This is a genomic window from Streptomyces sp. NBC_00464, from assembly GCF_036013915.1.
Lineage (GTDB): Bacteria > Actinomycetota > Actinomycetes > Streptomycetales > Streptomycetaceae > Streptomyces.
Map to the genome: position 1 here is coordinate 2,579,304 of NZ_CP107899.1, position 15,924 is coordinate 2,595,227.

Genomic DNA, 15,924 nt, shown 5'->3' on the forward strand with positions numbered 1-15,924 from the left:
GCCGGGACCCCAGGGCGGACTGCCCCGGGTCAGATGGCGTTGTTGGTGAACCGCGGCCCGTAGAACACCGGCTGGTCGAGGTCGGTGTAGCGCTCCAGAGCGCGGTGCTGGGCGGGGTACAGCTCCGGCAGCCGGTCGATCGCCGTCTGCGGTATGCGGTTGCGCATGATGTTGAAGCAGGACCGCACGCGCATCTGGTCCATCTGGGTCACCGCGGCCCCGAGCGAGGGCCACCAGGTCTCCACCGGTCCGTTCCAGGAGGTGTCCAGCGCGATCATCATCTGCGTGTAGGCATCGTCGAACCCCTCCAGCTCCTTGCGCACCTCCGGTCCCTGCGGATCGAGGGCGAGGATCGCCGCGTAGCCGTCGTCGGGGACGGCGAGAACGTTGATCACCACTGGCCAGGCGATCTCCTCGCCGGCGAAGAACTCCCGTTCCGTTTCACGGGAGATGGTCAGGTCTTCGGGGGCGGCGTAGCGGCGGCCGTAGCGCAGTTCGGCGAAGCGGGCGTAGTGGGAGCCTTCCTTCTGGAAGTCCTCCGCCGCGGTCTCCACGGTGCCCTCGCCCCGGCCCTCGCCCTGCTCGGTGATGATGTCGAGCCCCTGGAGGAGTTTGCCGACCGGGTCCGGGTCGTCCGTTTCGAAGGTGAGGTAGCCGAGGTTGCCGCCGACCTGGTTCGCCGGCCCTCCCGCTCGCATGGCACGCTCCACCGAATCGGAGTTGCGTACGACAGCCGCCCGGATGGCGTCGTAGAACGAGCCGATGGTGGGGTATGCGCAGGCGCGCTGCCGGGTGTTGAGCATGAACTCCGGTGCCTCCAGGCGCATGAACGCCTCCAGGCTGACGTGGGACAGCTTGGCCAGGTGCAGGCGCAGGTCGGGGGCCACGTGGCCCGGAAGCCCGCCGGCGCCCGGGAAGGACGGCTTGAGTCCCTTGATGTCAGGGCTGCCACCGAGAGCGGCGACCATGTTCGCGGCGATGGCCATGTGGACCATCTCCTCCATCAGCACACTGCGGATGGTGTTGTAGGAGGGGTAGTTCTGCACCTCCAGCGAGTACATGGCGGAGCAGTACAGGGGCATGGTGGAGTGCTCCAGCGCAATGGCTGTCTGCAGGGCTCCACGGATCCAGCTGATGTCTCTGAGTTCCACAGGGGTGGGCATGCGACGGCTCCCGGCTGTCCTCGTTCGCTTCGGGCTCAGGCGTTCTCGTCCAGCGGCGGATAGAGCATCGGCTGGAAGAAGTCCTGGAACGAGGACTCCAGTTCGGGGTGCTGGTAGAACTCCGGCCCGGTCTGCTCGAAGATCGCGTCACCGATACCGCCGATGGTGTCGAACATCATCGACACCATCGTGCCGACCTCCCGCCCGAAGTAGTGGGCGACCAGGGCGACGGCGCCGCCGTTGACTCCGTAGGAGCCGGTGAACGTCCAGAGCCTCGACGCGGGGTTCGCCACCCACATACGGCGGGCCTCGGGCACGTTGAAGCCCTCCCCCCGCAGTCCGCGCGCGACCGCGGCGACACAGGTCAGGGGTTCGTCGTTGACGATTCCGGAGCGGGCGACAATGCCGACGCCGGAGCAGTTGGCGGCGATGACCTTGCCGGCCTCGTGGTGCCGGCGGATCAGCTTGTGGACGCGGTCGTTCGTGAGCAGCGCCCCGGAGCCGACCCCGCCGGGGATGTAGAGGATGTCGAACAGCTCGTCGTCGTTCAGGACCGAGTCGGCTACGACGTTCGTACCCATCTGCATCTTGATGACTCCGGGCTCCAGCGACACCAGGCGCACGTCCAGCTCGCGGTCGGCGGCCTCGCGCTGCCACGGGGCGATCTGGCCGGACGTGACCATCGCCGCGCCCTTGAAGATCTCCAGGGGCGTGATGGTGTCCTGCTCGGAGCAGGCTTCGTAGCCCAGCACGCCGATGGAGTCGATCTGCGTGACGGCCGGCTTCGCCACCTCGGTCCGGCGGCCACGGGTGGGCGTAGGTGTACTCACGGCGTATCCCCATTCGTGTTGGCGGAGTGAGGAAACGGCCCCGGCGTCATGCGCGTCGAGTGCCGGACCGTATCCCTTCACGCAGCCTGCCAACCACCGCAGAGCGGTTCAAATAAGCGTTCAGACAGGGGGGCATTACATCCGCGGGGACCCGCCGAACCGTTATCGGGGTCTGCGGCGGCCGCTATTTGGATCAACGAGGGGCGCTGTCTAGCGTCCATGACCGGACCGGGGGACCACGGCCACTGACGAAGGGGGACCAGCGTGTCTGAGATGACGCACGAAGCGCAGGTGACTGAACTGATGGTGAGCATAGAGCCCGGTCCACGCGATTTCTCCGCCCTGAACGAAGCCGTCCGCAAGGGCGCGCGCATCGGCAACGAGGACCTGGAGGAGGACGATCACCTCAACCAGATCATCCCGAAGCCGTGGGGTATGGAGTACCGCGTCTTCGTGGACGACTTCATCGACGTGTGGAACCTGAAGATCGACGAGGGCGAGTCGACGTCGATGCACGTCCACCCACGAAAGCTGACCTACCTGCTGTGCCTCGGGGGACAGGGCGTCACGGAAACCCTCACCGGCCGGATACCGGTGGGGGCGGGCACGATCCTGCGGATCGGCGGCGGAGCGTTCCACTCCTCCACGAGTGTCGGTCCCGGACCGCTGTGGCTGGTGGAGGTCGAGGCACCGCGCAACAAGTTCGACCTGATCCGCCTTCGCGACAACTACGACCGCGAGGGCAAGGGCTACGAGAAGGGACACACCGCGATCCCCGATCTGCCGGCCAAGTCCGTGTCGTATCTCCCGCAGGCCCGCCTGCGGGACCACTCCCCGGGCAAGGAGTTCGGCTTCTCCATCCGCGCCGGCGCGGACATCTTCTACCGGCGCCAGCCGGAGGACCTGTTCCACATTCCGCTCGGCCTGACCGGTGTCGTCACCGGGGAGTTCGACATTCTCGCTCCGGCCCAGGGCGATCTGCGCCGACCCGCGCTCGACCAGTACTACCTCTCACTCGCCGTCAGCTGAACACGAAGGAGCAACAGGACCATGCCCAGTGCTGTCATCATCACCGGACCCGGCTTCCAGGACCACGACGTCGTCTACACCTACTACCGCCTGCTCGAAGCTGACTGGCACGTCGACGTGGCCACCAGGAACGGCGCCGACGTGATCGGGAAGTACGGCATCCCGCTGCCGATGGACAAGACCGCCAAGCCCTTGGTGGCCTTCGACCAGCTGGATGTCGCGAACTATGACGCGGTGATCCTCACCGGCGGCCACGAGGCGCCGGACCGGGTCCGCCAGGACGCGCACGTGCTCGACTTCCTGCGCGCCATGGACGCCGAGCAGAAGGTCATAGCCGGGCTGTGCCACGGGCCGTGGATCATGGTCAGTGCGGGTGTGCTCAAGGGGCGCAGAGCGTGCGCCTACATCGGCCTGCGCGACGACGTCATCAACGCCGGCGCCGATGTCGTCGACTCGGACGTCATCGTGGACGGCCACATCATCACCTGTTCGTACTACGCCTACGTCGGCCGGTTCATGCAACGGGTCTTCGAGACCGTCGAGAAGAAGACCGCCGTCGCCGCCTGAGTCCCGGCCGACCGCCCATGACACGCAAGGGGCGGGCCGCCGTCGCATTCCCCCGGTTCGGCGCCCGCCCCTTGCGTACCCCATTGGAGACACCTCGTGCTGATACTCGACTTCGACGGAGTCATCGCCGACGCCTTCACCGAGTGCGCCGTAGTCACCTACTACGCCGACCACACCGCCGACGCCGTCGCGGAGAAACCGCTCACCGAACTCGCCGCGGCCATGCCCGCGGGATTCGTACGCCGCTTTCGGACCGTACGCGGCTATGCCCGGCTCCTGGACGATTTCATGGTGGCCCGGGACCCGTCCGCGGAGTCCATCCGCAGCGTGCGGGAGTACGAAGACCTCCACGCCCGCATTCCGCCGGTGAAGCTCGCCGGCCTGACCAAGGGCGCCACCGCCGTACGTGCCGCCCTGAGGGCCCGCCAGCGGGATGCATGGCTGGACATGCACACGCTCTACCCCGGAATCAGCGACCTGCTGCGCCGCCACCAGGGGCGGGGCACCTCCATCGTCACCGCGAAGGACGAGCAGAGCGTGTGGGACATCCTCGGCCACCACCAGCTGGAGACCACCGTGACCCAGGTCATCGGGGAATGCTCCGACAAGCGCACGGCGGTGGCGCAACTGGCCCTGGACGACGGGCTGCCCGCTTCCGCGGTGACCTTCGTCGACGACCACATCACCAACGCTCTGGCCGTCCGCGACACCGGCGCCAACTCCCTGTGGGCCTGGTGGGGCTATCACACCGCCGAGCACATCGAGCGGGCGGTCACACGCAAGCAGCGGCGCGTGTACCTACCCGAACTCGCCGGTCTGGACGCCTGATTCCCGTATCTCGTTCCGCATCCTCATCCCTCACAGAAAAGGACTGCACTGTGCCGAAGGTATTGTTCGCTCTCACCTCCCACGGCCGGCTCGGCAACACCGGCCGGAACACCGGCTTCTACGTGCCCGAAGTGGCCCACCCCGCCAGGGTCTTCCGCGATGCGGGCTGGGAGATCGCGTTCGTGTCCGTCGCCGGAGGGAAGCCCCCGCGAGACGGCGTCAAGCCCGATGACACGGTGACGCAGGAGTTCCTGGCAGCCAACGACACGGCACTGTCGGCGACTCCGGACGCGGCATCCCTCAACGCCGGGGACTACGACGCCATCTACTTCGCCGGTGGCCACGGGACCATGTGGGACTTCCCCGACGCCAAGGAACTCGCGGACCTGGCCGCCGGTGTCTACCAGGCCGGCGGGGTCGTCGCCGCCGTCTGCCACGGCCCCGCCGGGCTGGTCAACCTCACCCTCCAGGACGGCTCCCACCTCGTGGACGGCAAGCAGGTGTCGGCCTTCACCAATGAGGAGGAGGACGCCGTGGGCCTGACCGACGTCGTCCCGTTCTCTCTTGAGAGCACCCTGATCGCGAAGGGCGCGAAGTTCAACAAGACGGACAACTTCGCGGAGTTCGCCGTCGCCGACAGCCGGCTCGTCACCGGCCAGAACCCCGCCAGCGCTGCGAAGGTCGCCGAGCTGACCATCGCCGAACTGGCCTGAGCCGTCAGCGGGCAGGCGCCTCCCAGCCGGTGGACCGCCGGAATCCGAGAGGGCCTGCCCGCGCCCGCCGACGGTCGTCTTTACGTTTGTGACGCATTCATGAGGGACCCTTTGCGAAATCAGTCCCGGTTGTTGGGTAGCTTTCGTGCAGTGTTCGGGAAGGCGCCCGGGGGGTGGTGCCACCAGCACGAATGGTGCCGGGGGTCACCTACTCAATGCAACTGGGCTGGCTGCAAACATTTACAGCCGTGTACCGCACCGGCTCGTTCACCAAAGCGGCGCGCGAACTGGGGATCACACAACCTGCTGTCACCCAGCACATCCGCGGCCTGGAGAACGAGCTCGGCAAACCGCTCTTCGTTCGCACTCCTCAGGGTGCGACACCCACTGCCGAGGGAGAGTCGCTGGCCCACGGGGTCCAAGGCTCCATCAGCGATCTCAACGCCGCCGTCGCCCGGCATTTCGGCACGGCCTCCAGCAACCGGCCGTTACGACTCGGTGGGCCGGCCGAACTGGTCTCGGCACGGGTCCTGCCGTCCATCAGCCGGCTGATCGCCGACGGGATGGACGTCAGCGTCACTCTCGGCGAGGCCGACCATCTCCTGGCGGACCTCAAGTCCGGCCACCTCGACATCGTCGTCTCGACGATCAGGCCACGGTATCGGGGCCTGGACGCCGCACCTTTGGCCGACGAGGAGTTCGTCCTCCTCGCCTCTCCGCAGACCGCCGGCACACTGGCGGAGGGAGCCTTGGCCCTCGACGGGCCCCGGGCACTGGAGAAGCTCCCGCTCATCGCCTACGCGGAGGCCCTGCCGATATTCCGCCGGTACTGGCGCACCGTGTTCGACGCACCGCCTCCTACACGTCCGGCCGTCGTCATCCCCGATCTGCGTGGGGTCCTCGCCGCCGTCATCGCGTCCGCCGGCATCTCGGTCCTGCCCACCTACCTGTGCGCCGACGCACTGGCCGCCGGGACCGTGGTTCCCCTCCTTGAACCGGAGGTGCCGCCACTCAACACCTTTTACCTCGCCACCCGATCCGGTGCGCTGGCCGACCATCGCCTCGCCGCCGTCCACGGCCACCTCCTGGCGCAGGCCAAGGACTGGACGTGAGGCGGCCTGTTGGACGGGGCCCGCCAGGGTGGTGATCCGGGGCGTGCGCTCCCACCCGCTGGCCACGCCGCCCGAGCATCGGCCCACAGTGAGTCGTGATCGACCGCCGGCGATGTCAATGCGAATCGCGTCGTGTCAATTAGGTGGAACATCGGGGTCGCAGAGAACCGTAGCGGTATCACCACGGTTGTGGACGAGGACCGGAGTGGCGCCTGCGAGCACATAGTACGTGTGGAGCTCTGTGACGGTGAGGTTGTAGGTGCGTACGTGTTTCCGGTAGTGGCGGTTGCCGGTGACGACCAACGATCAACCATCTACATGGCCAACCTCCAGATTCTGCTGGGCGTACGAAGCATCGAGGTCAGCGAGCCCAGCTCACACACCCGACTAGGCGAGATTCTCTCCTCATGACGTCGAGCGCCGCCCGGAGCCCGTCTACAGCTGCTTGGAATGCCTGCGTCGTTTCCGGCCCTAGCGACGGAGACACCGCGGCGCCCACATCATCAACCGAAACACCGTCACCAACCTTTACGGAGAAGCGCCGCCACGCTGATTCATAGAGACTCATGCATCGCTCAAGTTCGGCAGCGCAGTCCGACCACACCGCATCTGTCAGTTTTCCTTTGGTGCGTGCAAGAAGGTGGTTTACTTCCACATATGCAGCGACAAAGTCTCCGGTCAGAGCTCGCCGATGAGCACCCGCATGGCGATGGGCTAGGACATCGATAAACACCTGATATGAATTCACATACGCGTCCACGCTTAGTCAACCTCCTTACTTTCCATACAACCCGGGCGGGACATGACTGCGGAGCAAAGACGTTCCCGGCGCACCTGGGAGGAACTCATCGAGGCCGTCCACCCTAAGAATATCGGCGCAGTGTGTGATGCAGCTATTAATCGCCTTATTCCATTCGCCGAACATGTAACTTGACCTTGCGAACAACTCGTCGATGTGCGCCATAGCTCCCTCGGGATTCGGAAGCGTGAAATCATGCGCGAATGCTCCTTCTCCAGGAGCTTTGACGATACGGGGAAGTTTGAGGCTCTCGATGCCACCCCATGGCGGTTCCACGTAGTCAGGAAGAGCATCAGTCGTCACTGTCCGATCCCCAGACTTCACAGTAATTGATGCATGTTGATTTGCGGGGTCCCAATGGAACGTAGCGTTAGGACCACAGGCGTTGTGCATCAAGATCGGCGTCTTGCCCGCGAGCACATAGTACGTGTGCTGCGCGAAGCCTTCGACCTGCTTTCTCGCAGGTCAAGTGCAGTTTGCTGGTCCGGTGAAGTGCGTGGATGTCCGTGGTTGTGCGGGGTTGTTGCCGTCGCTACTGCCGTCAGACGGTTCAGCCCAGGTACGGCCTTTCGCGCTGTTCCAGAAAGTGTTGGAGCCTGAGTCGCTGAGTGTGGTGCATCGGCAGTTGCTCAATCCATTCCGGCGGCACGAACCGGAGCTCGGTGGACTCGTCGGAGATGGTCAGTTGGCCGCCGGTGATGCGGGCGGTGAAGCAGACGTTGAACTGTCGCCGGACCTCGCCGTCGGTGTAGGCGATGATGTGTTTGGGGTCGGTGTAGGTGCCGACCAGGCCGGTGATCTCGACATCGAGGCCGGTCTCCTCTTTGACCTCGCGGACGGCTGCGCCTGGCAGGGAGTCGGTGAGGTCCATGCCGCCTCCGGGCAGTGCCCAGAGGTCGTTGTCGCGGCGGCGCTGGAGGAGGATGCGCCCGTGGTCGTCAGTGACGACGGCGGAAGCGGCGACGACCAAGCTGTTCGGCTTGGGCGCGTTGGGGTCGTCGTAGTACTCGGTGCGGGCCACGGTCAGTCTTCCTCTCGTACGGGGGTTGCGGTCGCCCACACGGCGTCGAAGCTGTCGGCGTAGGTGTCGAACAAGCCGCCTGTCTCGTGACGGCGAAGGTGCCACACGGGGGCTGCGTGGGCGTTGACGCCCCAGACGAGTGCGTTGACGAGTTGCTGGTCGTCGGCCCGGCAGAGGGAGTTGTAGAGCGTGGTGCCGTGGGTGCGGACTTCGATGCCGGGAGTGTCGGCGAGCGGCTTGTCATGCATGAGTGCGAGGCGGCAGCGGGATTCGATGCCGTGGCCGAACCGCTCTTCCCGGCCGCGGGCTTGGACGTTGTCGCTGTCGGGGTCCCCGATCGCGATGCGGGCGGTGCAGCCTTCGGCGGCGCGTTCGGTGAGGAGTTCGTTCAGCCCGACCGCGAGCCGGACGCGGAGCCGGTCCATTACGCGATGCAGTGCGCCGTGGACGGAGAGGCCTCGCCGACAAGCGAGGACTTCGCCGAACCGCAGGATTGGGTCCTGCGGCACTGCGGCCAGAACCCGTCCCACCGGAGCGGGCGGCGGTCGCCGACCGCCGGCGCGCGGCGGCCCGCGTCAGCGGGGCGCCCTTGAACCAGCAGAGAAACTCTGAACAGCTCAGACAGACGCAACGCCGCAACTTTCACCGTACCGAATAACGTACATGTGTAGTACTGTTTTCAGTACGTCTTTATCGAAGGCTGGCGACATGCACAGGAGGAATCCATCATGACCATCAACGCAAGCGAAGCGCGGAAGGACTTCTTCGGTCTGATCCGTCGCGTCACCGAAGACCACGCGCCGGAGCGCGTCACGTCGAAGGCGGGCACCGTCGTGATCATGTCCGAGGAGGACTACAACGCCTGGGAGGAGACGATGTACCTGATGCGCTCCCCCCGCAACGCCGCCCGCCTCATGCGCTCCATCGAGCAGATGGACGCCGGACGCGGCACCGTACGAGACCTGATCGACACGGAGGACGCGTGAAGACGTCGTTCTCGGATGACGGGTGGGAGGACTACACCCACTGGGCCGACAGCGACCGCAAGACGCTCCGCAGGGTCAATGACCTCATCAAGGAGATCAAACGGACCCCTTTCGAAGGCAGGGGCAAGCCCGAGCCGCTGAAAGGGAACCTGTCCGGCTGGTGGTCCCGTCGCATCACGCAGGAACACCGACTGGTCTACCGCGTCACCGACTCCGACGGCCTGGAGATCATCCAGGCCCGCGACCACTACTGACCGGCCCGGGCAGGAAGAAACTCAGCAAGCTCTCCGCCAAGGACGTACGCGCCTGGCTCAACCAGCTCCGCCCCACCTGCCGGTGCTGCGCGCGGCATCGACGCCCGGCGCGACCAGCCCCGCTGCTGCGCGTCGGCCAGCGCTGCCACAAGCAGGGTGCGGCTAGTCGATCACAACCCTGCGGAGACGACCGTCCCAGCCACCCGGAGTCGCAAGGGTCGGTGACACTTGCTTCACTTCGATCCTCATCTCCATCATCGACTCGTCGGCTTCCACAAGCCGGACAGAGAATTTCCGCTCCGGGAATGCGTAGACGAGTCGCGCATGCCAGGACTTGACGAGAATTGATCCGAGTTCGCGGTGCAGCGAGTCGAAATCTTCACTGTGCACGGGCACCGCGCTGAACAGGTGGCCCAGCTCGAACAGGTTGAAACTGTCGACCACCTCAGCCCAGGAGAGCTCCTCCCCGTCGGGGATCGCACGGCCGGTAGTGGCGGACAGCCTCTCCCGGATCTCCTCCTCGTCATTCCCGCTCAGGCCGAGGAAAACCGCGCCATGAAGCTCGACGAGGTGAGGCCAGTACAGGAACGAGTACATGAGTGCGTTGACCGTGTCGCCCGCCTCGCTCAGATACGAGACGGGGTCATCTGTCTCGACATCCGGAAAGAACTGGCGAAGGTAATTGATCAGCATGTGACTACAGTCCTGCCTGCTTGGACATTTCGAGATCATAGCCGGGTGGAATTTCCTCCGGGACCTCGAATCGCTCGAACACCTTTCCCTTGCCCTTGGGACACCAGAGCGGAGGGCTCATGTTGGAGTGTATTCCTCCGGTTCCCCTGAAGCGGGGATCTGTACCCAACCGCCCGGGGCCCGCTCGTTCACTTTGCACGCCTGACAGAGCGTCACCTTCGGCTGACGACACGCTCGAACACCGTGTGATCTCCTGTCGCACTTTCATCCCCCGTTCTCGCACTGTTCCGCTGGCTTGAATTTGACCACCGGAACAAACGACAGATGCCAGAAATGACATGAAAGCCGCAATGCGATGAAACCACCACGCGAGGAGGCGGCCGGCCGTAACGCGGGGCGACATCTTCGCCTCGCCGCATCTGCCTCACCTGCCCCCACCACGCACGAATCCCGCGGCGACGACCAACTCAGGGGGCTGCTTCCGCAAGCCCAACTACATCTCCCAACCCCACCAGATCAATCAACAGTTGGAGTTCCGGCGGCGTCCCGAGCAGCCGTAGCCGTCGGCCGCCCGTCCGGCGCGCGACCAGCGAGAGGCGGGCGATCGCCTCCACTGCGGCCAGATCCGGTTGGACGAGTCCGCCCACGTCGCAGTCCACCAAAGCCACCTGCGTGTCCGTGGTGGCCAGCAGCGCCTCCAGTTCGGCACAGAGTCCGGGGACGGTGGCCCGGGTGACGCGTCCGGAGAGGACAAGTACGGCCGGCGACAAGGGATCCATAACAAGGAGACCGATCCGGCGGCCGAAACTCATCGTCCCGCCGCTTCTCCGCTTCCCGCCGGACCCGAGCGCCCCTCGCCCGCCGGCTCCTCGTGGGCGCCCCGGTGCCCACGAGCTGCCCATGGACCGCTCCGGCCACCCTCACAACGGCCGCTCCCCCGTCTCGCAGGTCCAGCCGGCAGGCGACCCGCAGGCGCGCGACAGCCCACGGTCAGGCGACCGGCGGCCGATGAAGATCCGCCAACTCCGGCCATCTGTGCGTCTGCTGTGAACCTGTTCGATCACATCCCCCTCTATACGGGTGAAACAGCCGGCGCCGGTGCACGCATCGGTGCCGACTGCCCACCGGCCCTCTCGGGGGCCGCCTGATTCTCCAGGGGGAGAGTTGCGCAGACACGTGAGTAGAGCGTGTGTTTCAACCGTCGCCACAGCGGCGGCCGTTGCGCTCGCGGCCGGGTTGACCACCCCGGCCATGGCCCGCGACAACAGCCCGTACAACAGCGCGTCGCAGTCGGCTCCGGCTGCCGGTTCGTCCGGCGCACGGCACCAGCTGACGCTCATCACCGGCGACCGCGTCACCGTGGACGCCAAGGGCCGGGTCGTGGGCTTCCGTCCCGCGGCGGGGCGCGAGCACATACCCGTGCAGCGGCAGACGCGGGACGGGCACACCCTGCTCGTCCCGGCCGACGCACACCGGCTGATCAGTTCCGGAAAGCTGGACCGCCGGCTGTTCGACGTCACGGAGCTGAGCCGGGCGGAGAACCGCAGAGCGCGGAAGTCGGGCCTGAAGCTGATCGTCTCCTACCGGGGAGCCGCGGCCACGGCCGCGAAGGCCGAGGTGCGCGACGCGGGCGCCACCCGCGTCGGGCCCGTACTGAAGTCGCTGAACGCCCAGTCCGTGACCACCCCGCAGGAGGACGCCCGGTCCGTCTGGCAGGCGCTCACCCGTAAGCCGTCGGGAAGCGTCCAGCGGACCACCGCCGCCGGTGTCGACCGGGTGTGGCTGGACGGCGTGCGCCGGGCGAGCCTCGACAGGAGCGTCCCGCAGATCGGCGTCCCGACCGCCTGGAAGGCGGGCTACACCGGCAAGGGCGTCAGGATCGCGGTTCTGGACACCGGTGCGGACGACACCCACCCGGACCTCAAGGGCCAGATCCTCGCGTCGAAGAACTTCTCCGGGGCACCCGACACGAAGGACCACTTCGGCCACGGCACCCATGTCTCCTCGATCGCGGCCGGTACGGGCGCGAAGTCGGGCGGGAAGTTCAAGGGCGTGGCCCCGGACGCCAAGCTCCTTGAGGGCAAGGTGCTCGACGACGACGGCTTCGGCGACGACTCCGGCATCCTGGCCGGCATGGAGTGGGCGGTCGCGCAGGGCGCCGACGTCATCAACCTGAGCCTCGGCGGCACCGACACCCCGGGGATCGACCCGCTGGAAGCGGCGGTCGACAAGCTCTCCGCCGACAGCGGCGTGCTGTTCGCCATCGCGGCGGGCAACGAGGGCGACGGGGCCGGCACGGTCGGCTCCCCCGGCAGCGCCGACTCCGCGCTGACCGTCGGCGCGGTCGACGACAACGATCTGCTGGCGGACTTCTCCAGCCGGGGCCCCCGGGTCGGCGACGGTGCGATCAAGCCCGATGTCACCGCTCCCGGAGTGGACATCACGGCGGCCGCGTCGCCCGGCTCCGTCATCGACAAGGAGGTCGGTCAGAGCCCGGCGGGCTATCTGACGATCTCCGGTACGTCGATGGCGACCCCGCATGTCGCGGGCGCCGCGGCGCTGCTCAAGCAGCAGCACCCCGACTGGAAGTACACCGAGCTCAAGGGCGCGCTCACGGCCTCCACGAAGCCGGGGACGTACACCCCCTTCCAGCAGGGTTCGGGCCGGATCGCCGTCGACCGGGCGATCGCCCAGTCCGTCGTCGCCGACCCGGTCTCGCTGAGCTTCGGCATCCAGCAGTGGCCGCACACCGATGACGTGCCGGTCACCAAGAAGGTGTCGTACCGCAACCTCGGCACGACCGATGTCACGCTCGCGCTCACCGTCCAGGGCACCGGTCCGACGGGCAAGCCCGCCCCGGCCGGCTTCTTCGCCCTCGGCGCCACCGGCGTGACCGTCCCGGCCGGCGGCACCGCCGAGGTGCCGCTGACCGTCGACACCAAGCTCGGCGGCACGGCCGACGGCGACTACTCCGCGTACGTCGTCGCGACCGGCGGCGGGCAGACCGTCCGCACCGCGGCCGCGGTCGATCGCGAGCGCGAGTCGTACGACCTCACGCTCAGGACCATCGGGCGCGACGGCAAGCCGGCCCCGTACACCACGGGCGACGTCTACGGCATGAGCGGTGCCGCGGTCGGCGTGTGGGAGTCCCCCGAGGTCGTCGACGGCACGGCGAAGATCCGCGTCCCCAAGGGCGGGTACGTGCTGAACTCGGCCGTGTACAGCGACCCGGAGGACCTGGGCAAGGGCGTCGACTGGCTCGCTCAGCCCTCTCTGAACCTCACCGGGAACACCACGGTGACCTTCGACGCGCGCCTGGCCAAGCCGGTCGACATCACCCTTCCGGCCACCGGCACGAAGGCCCTGCTCGCCTCGCCCGACCTCCAGGTCGAGAACGAGGACAACAGCTACGGCTACGGCTGGGTGCTCGACTCGTACAAGCAGCTGCGCACCGCGCACATCGGTCCGAAGGCGACCGGCGTCCAGCTCGCCCAGCACTGGTACGGCACCTGGACCAAGGGTGCGGCGACCCGGTACGACATCGCGCTCGGCGGCCCGGTGAGCCGGGTGGCAACCGGGTACCACCGCGCGTTCGGCAGCGGGCAGCTGGCCAAGGTCACGGTCCGCGCCGGTTCGTCCGTCAAGGGCAAGACCGGCGACATCTCCGCCTGGGGCGAGCTGCCCGGCTCGTACGGCGGCTGGTCGGCCGCGACCACCCAGAAGCTTCCGTCGGCCACCACCGCCTATGTCTCCACCGCCGACAAGGTGCGGTGGGGCTTCGACTTCGGCCAGAACGGTGCGCCCGACGAGGACGGCTACCCACGCAGCGACGCCTCGTACTCCCTGGGTGACCCGCAGAGCCTCAAGGCCGGCAAGACGTACACGAAGACTGTGAACACCGCGGTGTTCGGGCCCTACGTCAACGCCGACTTCGGGGTCTTCCGCGAGGACAACGCGCTCGTCGGGTCGCTGCCGCTGTTCGCCGACGGCCGGGGGAACGTCGGCGGGTCCGTCTACAGCTCGGTGAAGACCGTGCTCTACCGCAACGGCAAGGTGTTCGCCAAGAACGCCGACCCCCTCGCGGGCGAGACGCCCATCACCGTGCCGGCCGCGGCCGCCGACTACCGGCTGACCACGTCGGTGCGGCGCGCCGCCGACGTCGCTTCGGTCTCCAGCCGGATCGACGCGAGCTGGACCTTCCGCTCCGGCCGGACCAAGGATCTCGTCGCGCTGCCGGTCTCCGTGGTCCGCTTCGCACCCGCGGTCGCGCTCGACGGCACCGCCAAGGCCGGGAAGACCGTGTCCGTGCCGGTGACGGTGCAGGGAGCGGCAGCCGGGAAGAACCTCAAGTCGCTCACGGTGTACGTCAGTTATGACGCCGGGAAGACCTGGAAGAAGACCGCGGTCAAGAAGGGCAAGGTCTCGGTGAAGAACCCGGCCAGGAAGAAGTCGCTCTCCTTCAAGGCCGATGTCACGGACAAGAAGGGCAACAAGTCCTCGGTGGCGATCTACGACGCCTACTTCGGCAAGTAGGTCCCGCCCGGGTCCTCCCTGCTCCGGCACGCATGACAGCGGCCCGCCGGGACGGTGTTTCTCACCGTTCCGGCGGGCCGTCCGTGTGCCGGCGCGTGTGGTTACGCGATGCGTTCCCGCACCACCGGGGTGGCGGCGAACGGCGTGCCCGCCGGGGCGATGTCGTACGAGTCGGGCAGCGCCTTCAGGGCGTACTCGAACTTCTCCGGGGTGTCCGTGTGCAGCGTCAGCAGCGGCTGTCCGGCCGTCACCTCGTCGCCCGGCTTGGCGTGCAGTTCGACGCCGGCGCCGGCCTGGACCGGGTCCTCCTTGCGGGCGCGGCCCGCGCCGAGGCGCCAGGCGGCGACGCCGATGTCGTAGGCGTCCAGGCGGGTCAGGATGCCGGAGGACAGGGCCCTGACGACGTGCTGTTCGCGGGCGACCGGGAGTGCGGCGTCGGGGTCGCCGCCCTGGGCGGAGATCATCCGGCGCCAGACGTCCATCGCGGAGCCGTCCGCGAGGGCCTTCTCCGGGTCGGCATTCTTGAGTCCGGCCGCGTCCAGCATTTCGCGGGCGAGGGCCAGGGTGAGGTCGATGACGTCCTGCGGGCCGCCGCCGGCCAGGACCTCGACCGATTCGCGGACCTCCAGGGCGTTGCCCGCGGTGAGGCCCAGGGGGGTGGACATGTCGGTGAGGAGGGCGACCGTGCGCACTCCGCTGTCGGTGCCCAGCGCGACCATGGTGGAGGCCAGTTCGCGGGCGTCCTCGATGGTCTTCATGAAGGCGCCGGAGCCGACCTTGACGTCCAGGACGAGTGCGCCGGTGCCTTCGGCGATCTTCTTGGACATGATCGAGCTGGCGATGAGCGGGATCGCTTCGACGGTGCCGGTGACGTCGCGGAGCGCGTACAGCTTCTTGTCGGCGGGGGCGAGTCCGTCGCCCGCCGCACAGATGACGGCGCCGGTGGTGTCGAGGACGTTCAGCATCTCGGTGTTGGAGAGGTGGGCGCGCCAGCCGGGGATGGACTCCAGCTTGTCGAGCGTGCCACCGGTGTGGCCGAGGCCGCGTCCGCTGAGCTGCGGTACGGCGGCGCCGCAGGCGGCGACCAGCGGGGCGAGCGGCAGGGTGATCTTGTCGCCGACGCCGCCGGTGGAGTGCTTGTCGGTGGTGGGGCGGGAGAGCGCGTCGAAGTTCATCCGCTCGCCGGAGGCGATCATGGCGGCGGTCCAGCGGGCGATCTCCGTGCGGTTCATGCCGTTCAGGAGGATCGCCATGGCCAGTGCGGACATCTGCTCGTCGGCGACCTCGCCGCGGGTGTACGCGTCGATGACCCAGTCGATCTGCTCGGGGGTCAGCTCGCCTCGGTCCCGCTTGGTGCGGATGACGGAGATGGCGTCCATGTCCTGGAGTCCTTCCG

Annotated in this window: 15 protein-coding genes and 2 pseudogenes; 9 read left to right on the forward strand and 8 right to left on the reverse strand. The window is 67.4% G+C overall.

Going from position 1 to position 15,924, the window contains the following annotated elements; translation table 11 throughout:
* Positions 1 to 29 precede the first annotated feature (29 nt).
* Together OG912_RS11240 and OG912_RS11245 are read right to left on the reverse strand one after the other, a co-directional pair.
* Positions 30 to 1,163: a ferritin-like domain-containing protein gene (locus OG912_RS11240; RefSeq protein ID WP_327709235.1), complete on the reverse strand. Its 1,134-nt coding sequence runs from the start codon at positions 1,161 to 1,163 to the stop codon at positions 30 to 32.
* Positions 1,164 to 1,198: 35 nt separating this feature from the next.
* Positions 1,199 to 1,993, reverse strand: coding sequence for a DJ-1/PfpI family protein (locus tag OG912_RS11245; protein ID WP_327709236.1), 795 nt, complete (start codon positions 1,991 to 1,993; stop codon positions 1,199 to 1,201).
* A gap of 303 nt (positions 1,994 to 2,296) precedes the next feature.
* On the opposite strand from OG912_RS11245, the gene OG912_RS11250 reads away from it, so the two are divergent.
* From OG912_RS11250 to OG912_RS11270, 5 genes are all read left to right on the forward strand, one after another.
* Positions 2,297 to 3,022, forward strand: a complete 726-nt coding sequence (locus OG912_RS11250; RefSeq protein ID WP_327709237.1) for a cupin domain-containing protein — start codon at positions 2,297 to 2,299, stop codon at positions 3,020 to 3,022.
* Positions 3,023 to 3,043: 21 nt separating this feature from the next.
* Complete coding sequence (locus OG912_RS11255) at positions 3,044 to 3,589, forward strand: DJ-1/PfpI family protein (protein ID WP_327709238.1); 546 nt, start codon at positions 3,044 to 3,046, stop codon at positions 3,587 to 3,589.
* 96 nt (positions 3,590 to 3,685) lie between these two features.
* Positions 3,686 to 4,417 (forward strand): HAD family hydrolase, encoded by a 732-nt coding sequence (locus OG912_RS11260; protein WP_327709239.1) that lies wholly within the window; start codon positions 3,686 to 3,688, stop codon positions 4,415 to 4,417.
* 50 nt (positions 4,418 to 4,467) lie between these two features.
* Positions 4,468 to 5,130, forward strand: a complete 663-nt coding sequence (locus tag OG912_RS11265) for a type 1 glutamine amidotransferase domain-containing protein (protein ID WP_327709240.1) — start codon at positions 4,468 to 4,470, stop codon at positions 5,128 to 5,130.
* Between the two features lie 215 nt (positions 5,131 to 5,345).
* The gene (locus OG912_RS11270; RefSeq protein ID WP_327713393.1) at positions 5,346 to 6,242 is read left to right on the forward strand and encodes a LysR family transcriptional regulator; all 897 of its coding nucleotides are present in this window, start codon (positions 5,346 to 5,348) and stop codon (positions 6,240 to 6,242) included.
* Positions 6,243 to 6,428: 186 nt separating this feature from the next.
* On the opposite strand, the pseudogene OG912_RS11275 reads toward OG912_RS11270, so the two are convergent.
* The 3 genes and pseudogenes from OG912_RS11275 to OG912_RS11285 all read right to left on the reverse strand — a co-directional run.
* Positions 6,429 to 6,548, reverse strand: a pseudogene (locus OG912_RS11275) (hypothetical protein); the annotation flags it as partial.
* A gap of 1,043 nt (positions 6,549 to 7,591) precedes the next feature.
* The gene (locus tag OG912_RS11280) at positions 7,592 to 8,062 is read right to left on the reverse strand and encodes an NUDIX domain-containing protein (RefSeq protein ID WP_327709242.1); all 471 of its coding nucleotides are present in this window, start codon (positions 8,060 to 8,062) and stop codon (positions 7,592 to 7,594) included.
* Positions 8,063 to 8,064: 2 nt separating this feature from the next.
* Positions 8,065 to 8,454 (reverse strand): annotated as a pseudogene (locus OG912_RS11285) (XRE family transcriptional regulator); the annotation flags it as partial.
* A 39-nt stretch (positions 8,455 to 8,493) separates the two neighbouring features.
* Here OG912_RS11285 and OG912_RS11290 point away from each other — a divergent pair.
* The 3 genes from OG912_RS11290 to OG912_RS11300 all read left to right on the forward strand — a co-directional run bounded on the left by OG912_RS11290 (position 8,494) and on the right by OG912_RS11300 (position 9,302).
* Positions 8,494 to 8,655, forward strand: coding sequence for a DUF7848 domain-containing protein (locus OG912_RS11290; protein WP_443060967.1), 162 nt, complete (start codon positions 8,494 to 8,496; stop codon positions 8,653 to 8,655).
* A gap of 135 nt (positions 8,656 to 8,790) precedes the next feature.
* Positions 8,791 to 9,048, forward strand: a complete 258-nt coding sequence (locus tag OG912_RS11295) for a type II toxin-antitoxin system Phd/YefM family antitoxin (RefSeq protein ID WP_032763654.1) — start codon at positions 8,791 to 8,793, stop codon at positions 9,046 to 9,048.
* Complete coding sequence (locus tag OG912_RS11300) at positions 9,045 to 9,302, forward strand: Txe/YoeB family addiction module toxin (RefSeq protein ID WP_327709243.1); 258 nt, start codon at positions 9,045 to 9,047, stop codon at positions 9,300 to 9,302. The genes OG912_RS11295 and OG912_RS11300 overlap by 4 nt, the downstream gene beginning before the upstream one ends.
* A gap of 162 nt (positions 9,303 to 9,464) precedes the next feature.
* Here the strand turns inward: OG912_RS11300 and OG912_RS11305 are convergent, their stop codons facing one another.
* Entirely contained in the window at positions 9,465 to 9,995 is a 531-nt protein-coding gene (locus OG912_RS11305) for a hypothetical protein (RefSeq protein ID WP_327709244.1), read from the reverse strand.
* 467 nt (positions 9,996 to 10,462) lie between these two features.
* Positions 10,463 to 10,807, reverse strand: coding sequence for an STAS domain-containing protein (locus OG912_RS11310; protein WP_327709245.1), 345 nt, complete (start codon positions 10,805 to 10,807; stop codon positions 10,463 to 10,465).
* A 439-nt stretch (positions 10,808 to 11,246) separates the two neighbouring features.
* Between OG912_RS11310 and OG912_RS11315 the strand changes: the two genes are divergently transcribed.
* Positions 11,247 to 14,528, forward strand: a complete 3,282-nt coding sequence (locus OG912_RS11315; RefSeq protein ID WP_327709246.1) for a S8 family peptidase — start codon at positions 11,247 to 11,249, stop codon at positions 14,526 to 14,528.
* Between the two features lie 101 nt (positions 14,529 to 14,629).
* Here the strand turns inward: OG912_RS11315 and OG912_RS11320 are convergent, their stop codons facing one another.
* Entirely contained in the window at positions 14,630 to 15,907 is a 1,278-nt protein-coding gene (locus OG912_RS11320) for a thymidine phosphorylase (RefSeq protein WP_327709247.1), read from the reverse strand.
* Between the last annotated feature and the right edge of the window lie 17 nt (positions 15,908 to 15,924).